At 71.7% G+C, this 15,942-nt stretch carries 15 protein-coding genes, 1 tRNA gene and 3 pseudogenes; 11 read left to right on the top strand and 8 right to left on the bottom strand.

The genetic code is table 11. The features are described 5' to 3' along the window. Positions 1 to 13: 13 nt before the first annotated feature. Genes BM536_RS04160 through BM536_RS04150 form a run of 3 tightly spaced genes read right to left on the bottom strand, consistent with a single transcriptional unit; the run spans position 14 to position 1,126 of the window. Positions 14 to 346 carry a DUF3140 domain-containing protein gene (locus BM536_RS04160; protein ID WP_073491721.1) on the bottom strand — a complete coding sequence of 111 codons (333 nt, stop codon included), beginning with the start codon at positions 344 to 346 and terminating at the stop codon, positions 14 to 16. 43 nt (positions 347 to 389) lie between these two features. Beyond that, positions 390 to 872, bottom strand: a complete 483-nt coding sequence (locus BM536_RS04155; RefSeq protein WP_073491722.1) for a Dps family protein — start codon at positions 870 to 872, stop codon at positions 390 to 392. Further along, complete coding sequence (locus tag BM536_RS04150; protein WP_073491742.1) at positions 869 to 1,126, bottom strand: WhiB family transcriptional regulator; 258 nt, start codon at positions 1,124 to 1,126, stop codon at positions 869 to 871. The genes BM536_RS04155 and BM536_RS04150 overlap by 4 nt, the downstream gene beginning before the upstream one ends. Before the next feature lie 187 nt (positions 1,127 to 1,313). Between BM536_RS04150 and BM536_RS04145 the strand changes: the two genes are divergently transcribed. The 3 genes from BM536_RS04145 to BM536_RS04135 all read left to right on the top strand — a co-directional run bounded on the left by BM536_RS04145 (position 1,314) and on the right by BM536_RS04135 (position 4,254). Then, complete coding sequence (locus BM536_RS04145) at positions 1,314 to 2,501, top strand: thiolase family protein (RefSeq protein WP_094102533.1); 1,188 nt, start codon at positions 1,314 to 1,316, stop codon at positions 2,499 to 2,501. An 89-nt stretch (positions 2,502 to 2,590) separates the two neighbouring features. Then, positions 2,591 to 3,364 (top strand): sulfite exporter TauE/SafE family protein, encoded by a 774-nt coding sequence (locus BM536_RS04140; protein ID WP_073491723.1) that lies wholly within the window; start codon positions 2,591 to 2,593, stop codon positions 3,362 to 3,364. 143 nt (positions 3,365 to 3,507) lie between these two features. Then, positions 3,508 to 4,254, top strand: coding sequence for a cobalt-precorrin-6A reductase (locus BM536_RS04135; protein ID WP_094102532.1), 747 nt, complete (start codon positions 3,508 to 3,510; stop codon positions 4,252 to 4,254). Here the strand turns inward: BM536_RS04135 and BM536_RS04130 are convergent. From BM536_RS04130 to BM536_RS04115, 4 genes and pseudogenes are all read right to left on the bottom strand, one after another. Next, positions 4,241 to 4,659 (bottom strand): annotated as a pseudogene (locus BM536_RS04130) (hypothetical protein). The gene BM536_RS04135 and the pseudogene BM536_RS04130 overlap by 14 nt on opposite strands. 44 nt (positions 4,660 to 4,703) lie before the next feature. Further along, positions 4,704 to 6,802, bottom strand: a pseudogene (locus BM536_RS04125) (MDR family MFS transporter). Between the two features lie 70 nt (positions 6,803 to 6,872). Further along, positions 6,873 to 7,646, bottom strand: a complete 774-nt coding sequence (gene cobF, locus BM536_RS04120) for a precorrin-6A synthase (deacetylating) (RefSeq protein WP_073491743.1) — start codon at positions 7,644 to 7,646, stop codon at positions 6,873 to 6,875. Between the two features lie 45 nt (positions 7,647 to 7,691). After that, positions 7,692 to 8,197, bottom strand: a pseudogene (locus tag BM536_RS04115) (DUF309 domain-containing protein). A gap of 97 nt (positions 8,198 to 8,294) precedes the next feature. Between BM536_RS04115 and BM536_RS04110 the strand changes: the two are divergent. The 4 genes from BM536_RS04110 to BM536_RS04095 all read left to right on the top strand — a co-directional run bounded on the left by BM536_RS04110 (position 8,295) and on the right by BM536_RS04095 (position 11,152). Then, a tRNA-Pro gene (locus tag BM536_RS04110) sits at positions 8,295 to 8,371 on the top strand. Positions 8,372 to 8,488: 117 nt separating this feature from the next. Continuing rightward, positions 8,489 to 9,061: a TetR/AcrR family transcriptional regulator gene (locus BM536_RS04105; protein WP_073491724.1), complete on the top strand. Its 573-nt coding sequence runs from the start codon at positions 8,489 to 8,491 to the stop codon at positions 9,059 to 9,061. Between the two features lie 151 nt (positions 9,062 to 9,212). Continuing rightward, entirely contained in the window at positions 9,213 to 10,391 is a 1,179-nt protein-coding gene (locus BM536_RS04100) for an acyl-CoA dehydrogenase family protein (protein ID WP_094102608.1), read from the top strand. Positions 10,392 to 10,393: 2 nt separating this feature from the next. Next, positions 10,394 to 11,152: an SDR family NAD(P)-dependent oxidoreductase gene (locus BM536_RS04095; protein ID WP_073491744.1), complete on the top strand. Its 759-nt coding sequence runs from the start codon at positions 10,394 to 10,396 to the stop codon at positions 11,150 to 11,152. A gap of 50 nt (positions 11,153 to 11,202) precedes the next feature. Here BM536_RS04095 and BM536_RS04090 read toward each other — a convergent pair whose 3' ends face one another. Continuing rightward, positions 11,203 to 11,988, bottom strand: coding sequence for a GntR family transcriptional regulator (locus BM536_RS04090; protein ID WP_073491745.1), 786 nt, complete (start codon positions 11,986 to 11,988; stop codon positions 11,203 to 11,205). A gap of 301 nt (positions 11,989 to 12,289) precedes the next feature. Between BM536_RS04090 and BM536_RS04085 the strand changes: the two genes are divergently transcribed. From BM536_RS04085 to BM536_RS04070, 4 genes are read left to right on the top strand one after another with little or no spacing between them, the layout of a single operon-like run. Beyond that, the gene (locus BM536_RS04085; protein WP_073491725.1) at positions 12,290 to 13,309 is read left to right on the top strand and encodes a sugar ABC transporter substrate-binding protein; all 1,020 of its coding nucleotides are present in this window, start codon (positions 12,290 to 12,292) and stop codon (positions 13,307 to 13,309) included. Then, positions 13,309 to 14,385, top strand: a complete 1,077-nt coding sequence (locus BM536_RS04080; RefSeq protein ID WP_073491726.1) for an ABC transporter permease — start codon at positions 13,309 to 13,311, stop codon at positions 14,383 to 14,385. The genes BM536_RS04085 and BM536_RS04080 overlap by 1 nt, the downstream gene beginning before the upstream one ends. Positions 14,386 to 14,390: 5 nt before the next feature. Next, positions 14,391 to 15,305 (top strand): ATP-binding cassette domain-containing protein, encoded by a 915-nt coding sequence (locus BM536_RS04075; RefSeq protein WP_073491727.1) that lies wholly within the window; start codon positions 14,391 to 14,393, stop codon positions 15,303 to 15,305. A gap of 24 nt (positions 15,306 to 15,329) precedes the next feature. After that, on the top strand, positions 15,330 to 15,935 hold the full coding sequence (locus tag BM536_RS04070; protein ID WP_245873254.1) for a GNAT family N-acetyltransferase: 606 nt from the start codon (positions 15,330 to 15,332) through the stop codon (positions 15,933 to 15,935). Positions 15,936 to 15,942: the final 7 nt, after the last annotated feature.

The raw sequence follows: 15,942 nt of genomic DNA, 5'->3' as shown, positions 1-15,942 counted from the left end.
AGCGGGGCCGGGCTCAGGGCCTGAGAGGATCGTGGCCCACGGTCATCAGCCGGTGGCGCAGGGCGGTGTCCCCGGCCGCGGGCTCGTCGGCCGCGTCCGTCCGGTCGGCGACCTCGTCCACCACCTCCCGCATCACGCGGAGGTCGTCCTCCGTGAGGTCGGTGCGCCGCTTCTGCAGGATGGCCAGCACCTGCCGGCCGGTCCGGGTGCCCGCCTCTTCGGGCGGCACCTCGGTGGTCTCTTCGGCGTCGCGCACCCGGAGCCAGGCGGCCAGCTCCTGGGAGGTCATGTTGACCACGCGGTTGAAGTCCTCCCACAGCGCGTCGAGTTCGAGGGCGTCGGTCATGGCATGCCCTTCCGTCGTCGTCGAGCCGGTGTCGCGGCGGTGGTCAGCTCTCGCGCGGCCAGTTCTCCGCCTCGAACATCCACCGCTGCTTCTCCAACTCGGCGGTGACGCTGATCAGCAGGTCCTGGCTGACCGGGTCGGCCTGCTCGGTGGCTTCGATGCGTTCCCGCAGCCGGCCGATGGCCGCGCCCAGTGTCTCGGCGATCACCTCGACCACGTCCTCGTCGCGCAGCCAGCCGTCCTTCGGGGCCGGCAGCGTGAACGCCGAGGCGATCGTCTCCGGGCGGCCGTCCGGCGGCAGGCCGAGGGCGGCGGCACGCTCGGCGACCGTGTCGGCGAAGGAGCGGGCCGCGGTCACCACCTCGTCGAGCTGGAGGTGGACCGAGCGGAAGCGCGGCCCGACGATGTTCCAGTGCGCCTGCTTCCCGATCAGGGAGATCCCCAGCAGATCGACCAGGGTGCTCTGGAGGGCGTCGTAGGTGACCTGACGGGCCGGTTCGGGGAGCGGACTCTTCACGACAGTCATACGGCGGTCTTCCTTCTCACGTCGTCTCGGGCGGTACGGAGCAGATCGGCACGTTCCGCCTCGCCGGTCCCGCCCCACACACCGGACGTCTGCCCGCTGACGAGGGCGTAGTCCAGGCAGTCGGCGGTCACCGGGCAGCGGGCGCACACCCGCTTGGCGTCCGCGATCTCCCGCAGGGCCGGTCCGGACGCGCCCACCGGGAAGAACAGCTCGGGGTCCTCACCGACGCAGGCGGCACTGCGCAACCACTCCATGGAGGCGCGGGTGCCCCGGCCGAATCGCCGCAAACACGGCTCGCGCGGGGAGCGGACGAGGCTCCGGGGACCTTCCCAGCGGCCCCGGCCGCGGTCTATAGTCCGAAACTAGCAGTGCTAATTAATCTGCCGATCCACAGCTGATCTGCCGATCCACAGCGTCGTCGTCGGTCAGGAGACCCCAGTCGTGCGTCCCGTCCACTTCGCGGCCGCCCGCCGCACCCCCATCGGAAAGCTGCGCGGCGCCCTGTCCGCCGTACGGCCCGACGACCTCGCCGCCGCCGTCATCCGCGGCCTGGTCGCCGACCTGCCCGCGCTCGACCCCGCCCGGATCGACGACGTGTACTGGGGCGCCGCCAACCAGGCCGGCGAGGACAACCGCAACGTCGCCCGCATGGCCGCCCTGCTCGCCGGACTCCCCGAGACCGTGCCCGGCGCCACGGTGAACCGGCTCTGCGCCTCGGGCATGGAGGCCGTCACCGCCGCGGCCCGCACGATCGCCGCGGGCGAGGCCGAGATCGTGCTCGCGGGCGGCTCCGAGTCGATGAGCCGCGCCCCCTTCGTGCTCGCCCGCCCCGACGAGGCCCTCCCGCACCGCGTGGAGACCGTGGACACCCGGCTCGGCTGGCGCCTGGTCAACCCCGCCATGAAGGACCTGCACGGTCTGCTGGCGATGGGCGAGACCGCCGAGGAGGTCGCCGAACGGTACGGCATCACCCGCGAGCGCCAGGACGACTTCGCGCTCCGCAGCCACCGACGCGCCGCGCTCGCCCGCAAGAACGGCCACTTCGACGACGAACTCCTGCCCGTGCGGCGCCCGGACGGCGTGGTCGTCGACGCCGACGAGTGCATCCGCGAGGACACCTCCTACGACAGGCTCGCCGCGCTCGCACCCGTCTTCCGGCGGGGCGGCACGGTCACCGCGGGCAACGCCTCCCCGATGAACGACGGCGCCGCCGGCCTCCTCCTGGTCAGCGAGGAGGCCCTGAACGCACTGGGTCTGGAGTCCCTCGGCCGCTACGTCGCCGGTGCCTCCGCCGGTGTCCACCCCGACGTGATGGGCATCGGCCCGGTCCCCGCGACCCGCAAGGCGCTGGACCGCGCCGGGTGGAGCGTCGGCGACCTCCAGGAGGCCGAGTTCAACGAGGCGTTCGCCGCGCAGGCACTGGCCTGCGTGGACCAGCTGGGCGTCGACCCCGAGCTGGTCAACCCCAGCGGCGGCGCGATCGCCCTCGGCCATCCCCTCGGCTGCTCCGGGGCCCGCATCCTCACCACCCTGCTGCACCGGATGCGGCGCACGGGGGCGGAGCGGGGCCTGGCGACGATGTGCGTCGGCGTGGGGCAGGGGAGCGCGGTGCTGGTCGAGCGGCACTAGGACCCGACGGGGCGGCAGGCCCTTGCAGGAGCCGTCGGGCGACACCGGCTCACCGGGGCCCCTTAGGTGTGCGTAGCATCGGTCCCCGCATGAACACGATGACGTTGTGGCACATCACCGGCTGGGAGTTCGCCGTCCTCGCCCTCGCGGCCCTGCTGGTCGGCTTCTCCAAGACGGCCGTCAGCGGGGCCAACACGGTCAGCCTGGCGATCTTCGCCGCGGTCCTGCCCGCCCGCGCCTCCACCGGCGTCCTGCTGCCGATCCTGATCGCCGGGGACGTGCTGGCCGTCCTGACCTACCGCCGGCACGCCCACTGGCCCACGCTGTGGCGGCTGTTCCCGGCGGTCGCGGCCGGTGTCGTCGTCGGCACGCTGTTCCTGATGTGGGCCGACGACGCGGCCGTGCGCACCTCGATCGGCGTGATCCTGCTGTTCATGACCGGCGTCACGGTGTGGCGGCGGCGCACCGCCGAGGCGGCCGACGACCCCGACGCCGTGGTCACCCGCGCCGGCCGTCTGAAGGCCCGCTCCTACGGCGTCCTCGGCGGCTTCACCACGATGGTCGCCAACGCGGGCGGCCCGGTGATGTCGATGTACCTGCTCTCGGCGGGGTTCCGCAAACTCGGCTTCCTCGGCACCTCCGCGTTCTTCTTCCTCATCGTGAACGTCTCGAAGGTGCCGTTCAGTGTCGGCCTCGGCCTGATCGACGGCAGCTCGCTGCTCCTGGACGCGGCTCTCGTCGCGTTCGTCGTCCCCGGTGCCCTGCTCGGCCGGTGGGCGGTGCACCGCATCAACCAGCTGCTGTTCGAACGGCTCGTCATCGCGGCGACGGTGGTGGGCGGCGTCCAGTTGCTGGTGCGCTGACCTCCGTCCGTGCCGGGAGGTCCGCGGCCCCGACGTCCGTGCCGGGAGGTCCGCGGCCCCGACGTCCGCGCCGGGACGTCCGCGCCGGGACGGCCCCCCAGCCCCCTCCGCCCTTCCGGCCTCGTACGCTCGACGCCATGTCCATGTCCGCGCATGTCCTGGTCCTCGGTGGCACCACCGAAGCCCGTGAACTGGCCGCCGTCCTGGCGGCACACCCCGGTGTCCGGGTGACCTCGTCGCTGGCGGGGCGGGTGTCGCGGCCGGGGGCGCTCGCGGGGGACGTGCGCATCGGCGGGTTCGGCGGGGCCGAAGGGCTCGCGGCCTGGCTGGGCGAGCACGGGGTGCACGCCGTGGTCGACGCCACCCATCCCTTCGCCTCCGGCATCACCGCGAACGCGGCGACGGCCGCGTCGGCCGCCGGACGGCCCCTGGTCGTGCTGCGCCGGCCCGGCTGGCGGCCCGGACCGGGCGACCGCTGGCACCCGGTCGGCTCCCTGGCAGAGGCGGCGGAACTGCTGCCCGCCCTGGGCAGGCGTGTGTTCCTGACGACGGGACGCCTGGGCCTGGCGGCCTTCGCACATCTGACCGGACCGCACTTCGTCGTCCGGTCCGTGGAGCCGCCCGAGCCGCCGATGCCGCCGGACACCGAACTGGTTCTGGCCCGCGGCCCGTTCACCGTCACCGACGAGCTGGCGCTGCTGCGGGAGCACCGCATCGACGTGCTGGTCACCAAGGACAGCGGGGGAGCGGCGACGGCCGCGAAGCTGACGGCCGCCCGCCGGCTCGGCCTGCCCGTCGTGGTCGTACGACGGCCGCCGTTGCCGGACGGTGTGACCGTGGTCCCGGACGTGGCCGGTGCGCTGGAACGGCTGGGGTTCAGCGCGCCGTGACGGAGGCGCGCATCCGGTCGATCGCGCGGAGGACCTCCGTGCGGTTCTTGGCGCTCTTGATCCAGGCGGGCAGCCGGGCGATGTACGTCATCTTGCGGCCGTGCTCGTACCAGGGGTCCCGCTCCCGCAGGGAGGCGGCCACGAACCGCCGCAGCACATCGAGGTGTTCGAGGTTGTACGCCCACACCTCGCCGTGCCGGGTACGGGTCGACAGCCACAGCGCCGGCCGTCCCGCGGGCCGGGACAGGCCGCAGGAGCGGCACACCAGACGGTGGACGGGGGTGTGGTCAGGGCGCGCTCGTAGTGAGCGAGGCGCGCGCAGCGCGGGCACCTGACCAGCGCCGACGCGGCGTGGTCGGCGAGGGTGGTGGCCGGGTCGCGGAAGCGGACGGGGGCGGGCGGCATGGCGTCGAGTATGAGGTGCGCGGACCCCGGTGGGCATCCCGTTTTCAGGGTGCGGCCGGGGCGAGCGCCGACGACCGCTGGGTGAGGCCGGCGCTGAGGTCCTCGACCACGAGCCGCTTGGCGATGGCGTCCACGGCGGCCCGCAGATCGCTGCCCGCCGGGTGTCCGATGTCCTGCCGGACCCGCTCCTCCAGCCAGTCGCCCCACGCCTGGGTGATCACGCGGGCCTCGCGCGCCCCCGCCTCCGTGTGGCCGATCAGCGAGCCGTGGCGGGTCAGGAAACCCTCGTCGACCATGCGGTCGAACACCGGCAGCAGCACCTCGGGCGGCAGGTGACGGCGGGCGGCGATCAGCCCGAGGCTCGCATGGCCGACCAGCCGGTCGAACAGCTCGACCTGCATCACCGCCCACGCCCCGGCCGCGTCGAGCCGGGTGTCGGACTCCTCGACGATGCGGCGTGCGGTCTCGGCGTCCGTCCTGCCGATGATCTTCGCCACGGCCGTCTCCAGCATCCGCCGCGCGTTCGCGTCGTGCGGCGAGCCGAACCCCTCGCCGAGGTCGGTGGAGGTCCTGCGGGCGCTGTCGCGCAGCGGGACCTGCTTGAGGAACAGCGCGACGAGGAAGCCGAGGGCGGCGACCGGCACGGTCCACAGGAACACCGTCTGGATGGTGTCGGCGTACGCCCCGACGAGCGGGGCGGCGGTGTCCGGGGGCAGTTGGTGCAGGCCCTCCGGGCTGGTCGCCGCGCGGGTGACGGTCGCCGGGTCGCACCGCCGACCGCCGTGGCGGACGCGATGCCGTCCTCGAGGTTGGGGGCGAGGGCGTTGGCGTAGATCGTGCCGAAGACTGCGGTGCCGAAGGCACTGCCCAGGGTCCGGAAGAAGGTGACGCCGGAGGTGGCGGTGCCCAGGTCGGCGTATTCGACGGTGTTCTGCACGGCGATCGTCAGCACCTGCATGCACAGACCGATGCCGGTGCCGAGCACGAACATGTACAGCGACTCCAGCCAGGCGCCCGTGGACGGTTCCATGAGGGACATCAGGTACAGCCCGACACCCATCACCAGCGAACCGACGATCGGGAACAGGCGGTACCTGCCCGTCTTGCTGACCACGTTGCCGCTGAAGACCGACGCGATCAGCAGCCCCAGCACCATCGGCAGGGTGCGTACGCCGGACACGGTCGCCGAGTCGCCGTCCACGTACTGGAGATACGTCGGCAGGTAGGTCAGGGCGCCGAGCATCGCGAAGCCGACGATGAAGCTGAGGATCGAGCAGACCGTGAAGACCGGGCTGAGGAACAGCCGCATCGGCAGCATCGGTTGCTTCGCCCGGGTCTCCACCCAGCAGAACCCGGCGAGGGCGAGCAGGCCGCCGACGAACAGGCCGATGATGACGCCCGAACCCCACGCGTACTCGTTGCCGCCCCAACTCGTCGCCAGGATCAGCGCGCTGGCGCCGACCGCGATCAGCGCGATGCCCGCGTAGTCGATGACCGGGCGGACCGCCGACCTCACCACCGGGATGGTGCGGGCTGCCGCGAACACGACGACGATCGCGATGGGGACGTTGACGTAGAACGCCCACCGCCACGACAGATGGTCGGTGAACAGGCCGCCCAGCAGCGGCCCGACGACGGTGGCCACGCCGAACACGGCGCCGATCGCGCCCTGGTACTTGCCGCGCTCGCGCAGCGGGATGACGTCGGCGATCAGCGCCATGGAGGTCACCATCAGGCCGCCCGCGCCGATGCCCTGCATCGCCCGCCACAGGATCAGCAGCGTCATGTCGGTGGCCAGGCCGCACAGGAACGACCCCGTGATGAAGATGATCGCGGATACCTGGAAGACCGCCTTGCGGCCGAACAGGTCGCCGAACTTGCCGACCAGGACGGTCGCGACGGTCTCCGCGAGGAGATAGGCGGTGACCACCCACGACATGTGCTCGGCGCCGCCGAGGTCCGAGACGATCGTCGGCAGCGCGGTGCCCACGATCGTCTGGTCCAGCGCCGCCAGCAGCATGCCCAGCACGATCGTCACGAAGACGATGTTCCGCCGCCGCGGATCGAGCACGGGCGGCTGTGTCGCGGCCGGCACGGACCCCGCGGATCCCCCGGCCCCCGCCGATTCCTCGGTGACTGTCACGAGGTCACGATCACACCGGCCACCCGGCCCCGCACGCGGGCGCGGTCCGGCCGGGTGCCCTACGACACCCCTACACGTCCCGGGGGTTGCGGCGCAGCAGATACGTGTCCATGATCCAGCCCTTGCGCTCGCGGGCCTCGGCGCGCAGGCGCTCGATGCGGGGGCCGGCCTCGGCGAGCGGGCCCGAGACGAGGATCTCGTCCGGGGTGCCGATGTAGGCGCCCCAGTAGATGTCGACGTCCTGGTCGGCGTACCGCCTGAATGCCTGGTGGGCGTCGAGCATCACCACCACGTCGTCCACCCCCTCCGGGAAGCCCTCGGCGAGCCGCCGCCCGGTGGTGATCTGCACCGGCCGGGCCACCCGGTTCAGGCCCGTGCGGTGGCGGGCGACGAGTGCCGAGACACTGCTGATGCCGGGCACCACGTCGTAGGCGAAGGCCACCGCGCCCCGTGCCAGCACCTCCTCGAGGATCCCGATCGTGCTGTCGTACAGCGCGGGGTCGCCCCACACCAGGAACGCGCCGCTCTCCTCCTCGCCGAGTTCCTCCGCGATCAGCCGCTCGTAGATCCCGGCGCGGGCGCTGCGCCAGTCGCCGACGGCGGGGGAGTAGGCGGCGCCGCCCGCGCGGCGGTCCCGCTCCGGGTCGCGGGCCTCCACCACCCGGTAGCCGCCGTCCGGTACGTGCGTGTCCAGCATGTCCCGGCGCAGTCGTGTGAGGTCGCTCTTCACCTCGCCCTTGTCCAGGACGAAGAACACGTCCGTGCTGCGCAGCGCCCGGACCGCCTGGAGGGTCAGCTGGTCGGGGTCGCCCGCGCCGATACCGATGACATGAATCTTTCGCACGACCACGAGTCTGCCGTACGCCACCGACAGTGACGGGGGCGGGTGTCAGCGCAACCGCGGTGCCGAGGCCCTCGCGTCCACCGCCGCACCCGTCTCCTCCACCTCCGCGGCCAGCCGCCGCGCCCAGTCGGCCAGCCCGGCGACGTCCATCCCGTACGGCCGCCACCGCCCGGTGCCGCGGGCCCACTCCTCCACGGCCGCCGCCCCGCGCCCCAGCAGCCGCGGCCGCCCGTGAGGTTGCCGCGGGCGGCATGGGTGAGACCCACCGCGAGCTGGGCCAGGCCCCGCCACAGCGTGCGCTCCTCCTCCGGGCCCGACTTCCAGGCGTCCTCGAACACCTCGTGCGCGTGGAACGGCTTCCCGGCGTCCAGCAGCGCCTGCGCCTCGGTGACACTGTCCTGCGGCCGCCGGACGACCCCCTCGGGCTGGCGCTCCACCCCGGCCGTCCCGTACGGCAGCGGTCGTCCCAGCCCGTCCCGTGGCCGTGCGCTGCGTGCCCGCCCTTCCTCGTCCCGGTCCCTCGCGTCCTCGCCGCCACTCGTGCTGCCCATGGGGCGATTGTCCCGCGCCGGTGCCCCTTTCGGCGCAGCGCCCGGCGTGGGGTAAAGTGCTGTTCGCGCGATCACGCGGAAATCCGCGGGAGCGCACCGGGACGTGGCGCAGCTTGGTAGCGCACTTGACTGGGGGTCAAGGGGTCGCAGGTTCAAATCCTGTCGTCCCGACCAGCGTCATCGCAGGTCGGAAGCCGCTTTCTCATGCGTGAGAGGGCGGCTTCGGTGCGTTCCGGGCGCGGTCGGCCACCGGCCGGCCGGGTCCGGCGGGGGCCTGGATATTCTGGGATCATGCCGTCCCCCCGCCGCACCGCCCGACAGGCCGACCTGCTGGAACGACTCGTCGCGCTGCTCACGGCGGAGGGGTTCTCCGATCTCACCCTGGACGATCTCGCCGAGCGGCTGCGCTGCTCCAAGACCACGCTGTACCAGCTGGCCCGCAGCAAGCAGGGGCTGGTCGTGGAGGCCGTCAAGCACTACTTCCGGGGTGCGACCGAGGCCGTAGAGAAGCGGGTGGCGCAGACCGACGACCCCTCGGACCGCGTCCGCGTCTACCTGACGGCCGTCGCCGAGCAGCTACGGCCGCTCTCCCGGCGCTTCCTCGACGACGTGGCCGAGTTCCCGCCCGCGCGCGAGGTCTACGAGGCCAACACGCGCATGGCGGCGGAGCGGGTACGGCGGCTGATCGCGGACGGCGTCTCCGACGGCGCCTTCCGGGAGGTGCACACCGCGTTCGTCGGCGAGGTCGCCGCCGCGACCATGCGCCAGATCCAGCAGGGCGAGCTGAAGGCGCGTACCGGGCTGACCGACGCCGAGGCGTACGAGCAGCTCGCGTCACTCATCGTGCACGCCGTCTCCTCCTGAGCCTCTCCTGCCTCTCCTTCCGCGTCTCCTCCTACGGAGCGGCGGCTGAGGCGCTTGGTGCATCTTCCGTGCGGATGCTCTGCCACGCCAGCGTGCCGTACTGTGAATGATACGTTCGTACTCGTTTCAGTATCACTCCGCGGAGGTCGACATGCCTGCCACTCGCGCCCTGCCGACCGAGGAAGCCGTCGACCTCATCCAGCTGACGCGCACCCTCGCCGCCAGGGAACTCGCACCCCGGGTCGCCGACGCGGAGGCGGACGGGGCGTTCCCCCGGGACGTCTTCCGTACCCTCGGGCGCAGCGGACTGCTCGGACTGCCCTTCGCCGAGGAGCACGGCGGGGCGGGACAGCCGTACGAGGTGTACCTCCAGGTCGTCGAGGAGGTCGCCGCCGTCTGGGCCAGCGTGGCCGTGGGCATCTCCGTGCACGCGCTGTCCTGCTTCCCGCTGGCCCGCTTCGGCACCGAGGAGCAGCGCGGGAAGTGGCTGCCCGAGATGCTGGGCGGGGAACTGCTCGGCGCGTACTGCCTCTCCGAGCCGCACGCCGGCTCCGACCCGGCGGCCATGCTCACGCGTGCGGCGCGCGCCGGCGACGAGTACGTCCTGAACGGCGCCAAGGCGTGGACCACGCACGGCGGGTACGCCGACTTCTACACGGTGATGGCCCGCACCTCCGACGACCGTGCGCACGGCATCTCCTGCTTCCTCGTCCCGGCGGACGCCCCGGGGCTGAGCGTCGACCCGCCGGAGCGGAAGATGGGGCTGACGGGGTCGGCCACGGCCACCGTGCGGCTCGACGACGTGCGGGTGCCCGTCGAGCGGCTCATCGGGGAGGAGGGGCAGGGCTTGAAGATCGCGCTCGCCTCCCTGGACTGCGGCCGCCTCGGCATCGCCGCCGTCGCCACCGGCCTCGGCCAGGGCGCCCTGGACCACGCCGTACGCTACGCCCGCGAGCGGGAGACCTTCGGCAAGCCGATCATCGAGCACCAGGGGCTGGCCTTCGTCCTCGCCGACATGGGCGCGGCCACCGAGTCGGCGCGCGCCACGGCCCTCGCGGCCGCCCGGCTCAAGGACGCCGGCCTCCCGTTCACCCGGGAGGCCTCCATCGCCAAGCTCGTGGCCACCGACAACGCGATGAAGGTGACCACGGACGCGGTGCAGGTCCTCGGCGGGTACGGATACACGCGTGACTTCCCCGTCGAGCGCTACATGCGCGAGGCGAAGGTCATGCAGATCTTCGAAGGAACCAATCAGATCCAGCGCATGATCATCTCCCGTGCGCTGGACCGGAACGAGGGTGGTGCGCTCACCGTCCTCGGCAAGGAGTGATGATGCAGCTCGAGAACACCGCCGCCCTAGTCACCGGCGGTGCGTCCGGCCTCGGCGCGGCCACCGCGAAGGCCCTCGCCGAGGCCGGTGCGCGGGTCTTCGCCCTCGACCTCAAGGACGGCGTCGACAAGGCGCCCGAGGTCCCCGGCGTGACCTACGTGCCCTCCGACGTCACCGACCCCGAGCAGGTACGGGCCGCCGTCGCCACCGCGGCCGGCGCGGGAGTGCCGCTGCGCACGGTCGTCAACTGCGCCGGCATCGGCCCGTCCATGCGGATCCTCGGCAAGAAGGGCGTGCACGACCTCGCCCTGTACGCGAAGGTCGTCCAGATCAACCTGGTCGGCACCTTCAACGTCCTCGCACTGGCCTCGGAGGCCATCGCCGGCACCGAGGCCGACGAGAACGGCCAGCGTGGCGTGATCGTCAACACCGCCTCGATCGCCGCCTACGACGGCCAGGTCGGCCAGGCCGCCTACTCCTCCTCCAAGGGCGGCGTCGTCGGACTGACCCTCCCCGCCGCCCGCGACCTCGCGCAGTACGGCATCCGGGTCTGCACCATCGCCCCGGGCATCGTCGAGACACCGATGCTGGCCACCGTCTCCGAGGAGTTCCGCGCCTCGCTCGCCGCCGGAGTGCCCTTCCCGCAGCGGCTGGCCCAGCCCGAGGAGTACGCCAGGCTCGTCCTGGCGATCGTCGACCACGACTACCTCAACGGCGAGACCATCCGCATGGACGGCGCGCTGCGGATGGCGCCCCGGTAGTTCCCGGGGGCCGGCGGCCGGGCCCGGTGGTTCTCCCGGCCCGCCGGCTCTCACGGTCTGACCAGCAGCCGGAAGTCGAACGCGTACCGGGACGCACGGTAGACGTGCGTCCCGTACTCGACCGCGCGCCCCGTGTCGTCGTAGGCCGTGCGCTGCATGGTCAGCAGGGCCGCCCCCGCCCTCTCCGCGAGCAGGGTGGCCTCCTCGGCGGTGGCCGAGCGGGCGCCGATGGTCTGCCGGGCGCTGTGCAGCGTCACGCCGGCCGCGCGCAGCAGCCGGTACAGGCCCGTCCCCTCCAGCCGTGCCGTGTCGAGGTCCAGCAGGGCCGGGGGCAGGTAGTTGCACAGGAACGCCACCGGCTGCCCGTGCGTCGAGCGCAGCCGCTCCAAAAGCGTGACCTCGGCGCCCTCCGGTATCCCCAGGGCGGCGGCGACATCGGCCGTCGCCGGGACGCGTTCGTTGCGGACGACGTGCGTGGTCGGTCCCTGCCCGGCCGCCTCCAGATCGTCGTAGAGGCTGCTCAGTTCCAGCGGCCGTTTCACCTGGCTGTGCACCACCTGCGTGCCGACACCTCGGCGGCGTACCAGCAGGCCCTTGTCGACCAGTGACTGGATGGCCTGGCGGACCGTGGGGCGGGACAGGCCGAGCCGGGTCGACAGGTCGATCTCGTTGCCGAGCAGGTTGCCCGGGGTGAGCGCCCCCTGCTCGATGGCCGCCTCCAACTGCTGGGAGAGCTGGTGGTAGAGCGGCACCGGGCTGCTGCGGTCCAGCGTGAAGTCCAGCGCGTCCAGGGCCGATCCTGACGTGGCACGGGTACGGTCACCGGTCCTCGGCAGACGGTCGCCGGTCCTCGGCATCGGGCACCTCCTCGGGCGGCGGGTGGCCCCCCGGTACTCGGGGTAGAGATCGCCCCCTCAGGTGTAGGGCCCGCCCGGCCCCGATGTCAATGGTTTGTTCTAACATTCGGACCTGCTCCTGAAATGATGTCTTAACAAAGTATTGACAGCGGGCGCCCCAGGGGATTGGATCCCGTCCCAGCAGCGTCGCAGTTCCCGACCTCCAGGTCCGGGCCCGGATCCTTGTGATCGACTCCCCCTTCCCCGTCGTTCCCCTGTCGCACAGTGAGGTGCCGGAAAGATGGACAGCTCTTCTCCCTCCCGTTCCCGCAGAATCGCCCCGGTCGTGGCCATGGCCGCGGCGGTCGCCCTGACCCTCGCGGGCTGCTCCAGCAGTTCCGGTGGCAAGAAGTCCGAGGAGGGAGCGGGTGAGGCCTCCGCCGGCAAGGCCACGACACCCCGGATGACCGTCGCGCTGGTGACCCACCAGTCGCCCGGCGACACCTTCTGGGACATCGTCCGCAAGGGCGCCGAGGCCGCCGCCGCCAAGGACAACGTCAAACTGATCTACTCCGCCGACCCCAACGCGGGCAACCAGGCCAACCTGGTGCAGAACGCGATCGACCAGAAGGTCGACGGCATCGCCGTCACCCTGGCCAAGCCGGACGCCCTCAAGGACGTCATCTCCAAGGCCAAGGCCGCGAACATACCCGTCGTCGGTCTCAACTCCGGTGTGAGCGAGTGGAAGAACCTCGGTCTGCTGCAGTTCTTCGGCCAGGACGAGACGGTGGCCGGCGAGGCGCTCGGCAACCGGCTGAACTCCGAAGGCGCCAAGAAGGTCGCCTGTGTCATCCAGGAGCAGGGCAACATCGGCCTCACCCAGCGCTGCGACGGCGTGAAGAAGACCTTCTCCGGCACCACGGAGACCCTGTACGTCAACGGCACCGACATGCCGTCGGTGAAGTCGACGATCACCGCCAAGCTCAAGCAGGACAGCGCCATCGACCACATCGTGACCCTGGGCGCCCCGTACGCCCTGACCGCGGTCCAGTCGGTGGCGGAGGCGGGCAGCAAGGCGAAGATCGCCACGTTCGACCTGAACAAGAACCTGACGGGCGCCATCAGCCAGGGCACCATCCAGTTCGCCGTCGACCAGCAGCCCTACCTCCAGGGGTACTTGGCGATCGACTCGCTGTGGCTGTACGAGAACAACGGCAACTACATGGGTGGCGGGGAGCAGCCGGTGCTGACCGGTCCGGCCTTCGTCGACAAGTCCAACGTCGACGCGGTCGCCGCGTACGCCGCGAAGGGCACCCGGTGATGAGCATGGCCCAGCACGCCGAGCCGGCGGTGACCACACCGCCGGCCCCCGGCCGTAAGGAGACCGACGGCCGGACCTCCCGACGCTCGCCGGCCCTGCGGGTGCTGGCCCGGCCCGAGGTGGGCGTCTTCCTCGGTGCCGTCGCGGTGTTCGTCTTCTTCCTCGTCACGGCTCCGCCGGTGCGCGACGGCAGTTCGATGGCGAACGTGCTGTACCAGTCGTCGACCATCGGGATCATGGCCCTGCCGGTCGCGCTGCTGATGATCGGCGGCGAGTTCGACCTGTCGGCCGGTGTCGCGGTGATCGCCTCGGCGCTCACGGCGAGCATGCTCAGCTACCAACTGACCATGAACGTCTGGGTCGGTGTGGTCGTCGCGCTGATCGTGTCCCTCGGGATCGGCGCGTTCAACGGCTGGATGCTGGTCAGGACCGGCCTGCCCAGCTTCCTGGTCACCCTCGGCACGTTCCTGATCCTCCAGGGTGTCAACCTCGCGGTGACCAAGCTGGTCACCGGGAACGTGGCCACCGACGACATCAGCGACATGGACGGCTTCGGCCGGGCGAGGAAGGTCTTCGCCTCGTCCTTCGACGTCGGCGGCGTCCAGGTGAAGATCACGGTCGTGTGGTGGCTGGTCTTCGCGGCCATCGCCACCTGGGTCCTGCTGCGCACCAAGTACGGCAACTGGATCTTCGCGGTCGGCGGCAACAAGGAGTCCGCCCGTGCGGTGGGCGTGCCGGTGACGTTCACGAAGATCTCGCTGTTCATGCTGGTCGGTTTCGGTGCCTGGTTCGTCGGCATGCACCAGCTGTTCACCTTCAACACGGTGCAGTCCGGCGAGGGCGTCGGCCAGGAACTGATCTACATCGCGGCGGCGGTCATCGGCGGTTGTCTGCTGACCGGCGGCTACGGCTCGGCGATCGGCCCGGTCTTCGGCGCCTTCATGTTCGGCATGGTCCAGCAGGGCATCGTCTACGCCGGCTGGAACCCCGACTGGTTCAAGGCCTTCCTCGGCGTCATGCTCCTGGGCGCCGTCCTGATCAATCTGTGGGTCCAGCGCACGGCCACCCGGAGGTGACCCCCATGACGAACGACCACAGCGGCACCCACGGTGCCGTCCTCGCGGACATCCCCCCGGCCGACGCCGACCGTCCGCTCGTCGAACTCCGCAACGCGGGCAAGTCGTACGGCAACATCCGCGCCCTGCACGGCGTGGACCTGACCGTCCGTCCCGGCAAGGTCGCCTGCGTGCTGGGCGACAACGGCGCAGGCAAGTCCACCCTCATCAAGATCGTCTCGGGGCTGCACCAGCACACCGAGGGCGAGTTCCTCGTCGACGGCGAACCCGTGCGCTTCTCCACCCCGCGCGAGGCCCTCGACCGCGGTATCGCGACCGTCTACCAGGACCTCGCGACCGTTCCCCTCATGCCGGTCTGGCGCAACTTCTTTCTCGGCTCCGAGATCACCAAGGGCCCCTGGCCGGTCCGACGCCTCGACATCGAGACGATGAAGCGGACGGCCGACGAGGAACTGCGCAACATGGGCATCGTCCTCGACGACCTCGAACAGCCCATCGGCACCCTCTCCGGCGGCCAGCGCCAGTGCGTCGCCATCGCCCGCGCCGTCCACTTCGGCGCCCGCGTCCTCATCCTCGACGAGCCCACCGCCGCCCTCGGCGTCAAGCAGTCCGGCGTGGTCCTCAAGTACATCGCCGCCGCCCGCGACCGCGGCCTCGGAGTCATCTTCATCACCCACAACCCCCACCACGCCTACATGGTCGGCGACCACTTCAGCGTCCTGCGCCTCGGCACCATGGAACTCTCCGCCGACCGTGACCAGGTCAGCCTCGAGGAACTCACCAACCACATGGCCGGCGGCACAGAACTCACCGCCCTCAAACACGAGTTGGCGCAGGTACGCGGCGTCGACGTCGAGAGGCTCCCCGACGGGCGGGACCTCACCGCACCCGTCGCGGAGCCGGGCGAGGAGAAGGCCTGAGCCGCCGTCACCTACGCTGACGTCATGGACGAGACCGCCGTGCGACAGATGCGACAGGTACGACAGGTACGACAGGTACGGCTCGAGGCCGGTGCCACCGCGTCGGCGCCCGCGCTGCTGCTGCGCCCATGGCGCCCCGAGGACGCCGCCGGCGTGGCCGAGGCGTACCGGGACCCGGTGCTGCGCCGCTGGGCCGCCGTGACCGTGCGCAACGAGGCGGAGGCGCTGCGCTGGGTGCTGGAACAGAGCGACCTGTGGGCGACGGAGGAGCGCCTCGCCTTCGCCGTCCTCGAGGCGCAACCGGGCGGTGCCGAAGGGCGGTTGGCGGGGCATGTCGTACTGAAGGCGCCGCACGGTGCCGAGCCGGAGGTCGGCTACTGGACCGCCGCGCACGCGCGCGGCCGGGGCGTGGCTCCGCGGGCGCTGAGCACGTTGACCGACTGGGCCTTCACCGCCTTCCCCGGGACGGCCCGGCTCCGGCTGATGCACGAGGCCGAGAACACCGCCTCCTGCCGGGTCGCGGAGAAGACCGGCTACGGCTTCGACGCCGTACTGCCCGCCGCGCCACCGGAGTTCCCCGGCGAGGGCCACCTCCACGTACGCCACGCCGACGGTCGGGCTCCCGCGTGAACACCAT

The sequence above is a fragment of the Streptomyces phaeoluteigriseus genome (assembly GCF_001896135.2).
In the GTDB taxonomy this organism is placed as follows: Bacteria; Actinomycetota; Actinomycetes; order Streptomycetales; family Streptomycetaceae; genus Streptomyces; species Streptomyces phaeoluteigriseus.
Note: the sequence above shows the minus strand (reverse complement) of the source record. Positions and strands in the feature narration are given on the sequence as shown.

Bases quoted from the DNA above. Each gene is read 5' to 3' on its own strand.
- BM536_RS04160 (WP_073491721.1), bottom strand. From the start codon at position 346: ATGACCGACGCCCTCGAACTCGACGCGCTGTGGGAGGACTTCAACCGC.
- BM536_RS04155 (WP_073491722.1), bottom strand. From the start codon at position 872: ATGACTGTCGTGAAGAGTCCGCTCCCCGAACCGGCCCGTCAGGTCACC.
- BM536_RS04150 (WP_073491742.1), bottom strand. From the start codon at position 1,126: ATGGAGTGGTTGCGCAGTGCCGCCTGCGTCGGTGAGGACCCCGAGCTG.
- BM536_RS04140 (WP_073491723.1), top strand. From the start codon at position 2,591: ATGAACACGATGACGTTGTGGCACATCACCGGCTGGGAGTTCGCCGTC.
- BM536_RS04135 (WP_094102532.1), top strand. From the start codon at position 3,508: ATGTCCGCGCATGTCCTGGTCCTCGGTGGCACCACCGAAGCCCGTGAA.
- BM536_RS04105 (WP_073491724.1), top strand. From the start codon at position 8,489: ATGCCGTCCCCCCGCCGCACCGCCCGACAGGCCGACCTGCTGGAACGA.
- BM536_RS04100 (WP_094102608.1), top strand. From the start codon at position 9,213: ATGCCTGCCACTCGCGCCCTGCCGACCGAGGAAGCCGTCGACCTCATC.
- BM536_RS04095 (WP_073491744.1), top strand. From the start codon at position 10,394: ATGCAGCTCGAGAACACCGCCGCCCTAGTCACCGGCGGTGCGTCCGGC.
- BM536_RS04085 (WP_073491725.1), top strand. From the start codon at position 12,290: ATGGACAGCTCTTCTCCCTCCCGTTCCCGCAGAATCGCCCCGGTCGTG.
- BM536_RS04080 (WP_073491726.1), top strand. From the start codon at position 13,309: ATGAGCATGGCCCAGCACGCCGAGCCGGCGGTGACCACACCGCCGGCC.
- BM536_RS04075 (WP_073491727.1), top strand. From the start codon at position 14,391: ATGACGAACGACCACAGCGGCACCCACGGTGCCGTCCTCGCGGACATC.
- BM536_RS04070 (WP_245873254.1), top strand. From the start codon at position 15,330: ATGGACGAGACCGCCGTGCGACAGATGCGACAGGTACGACAGGTACGA.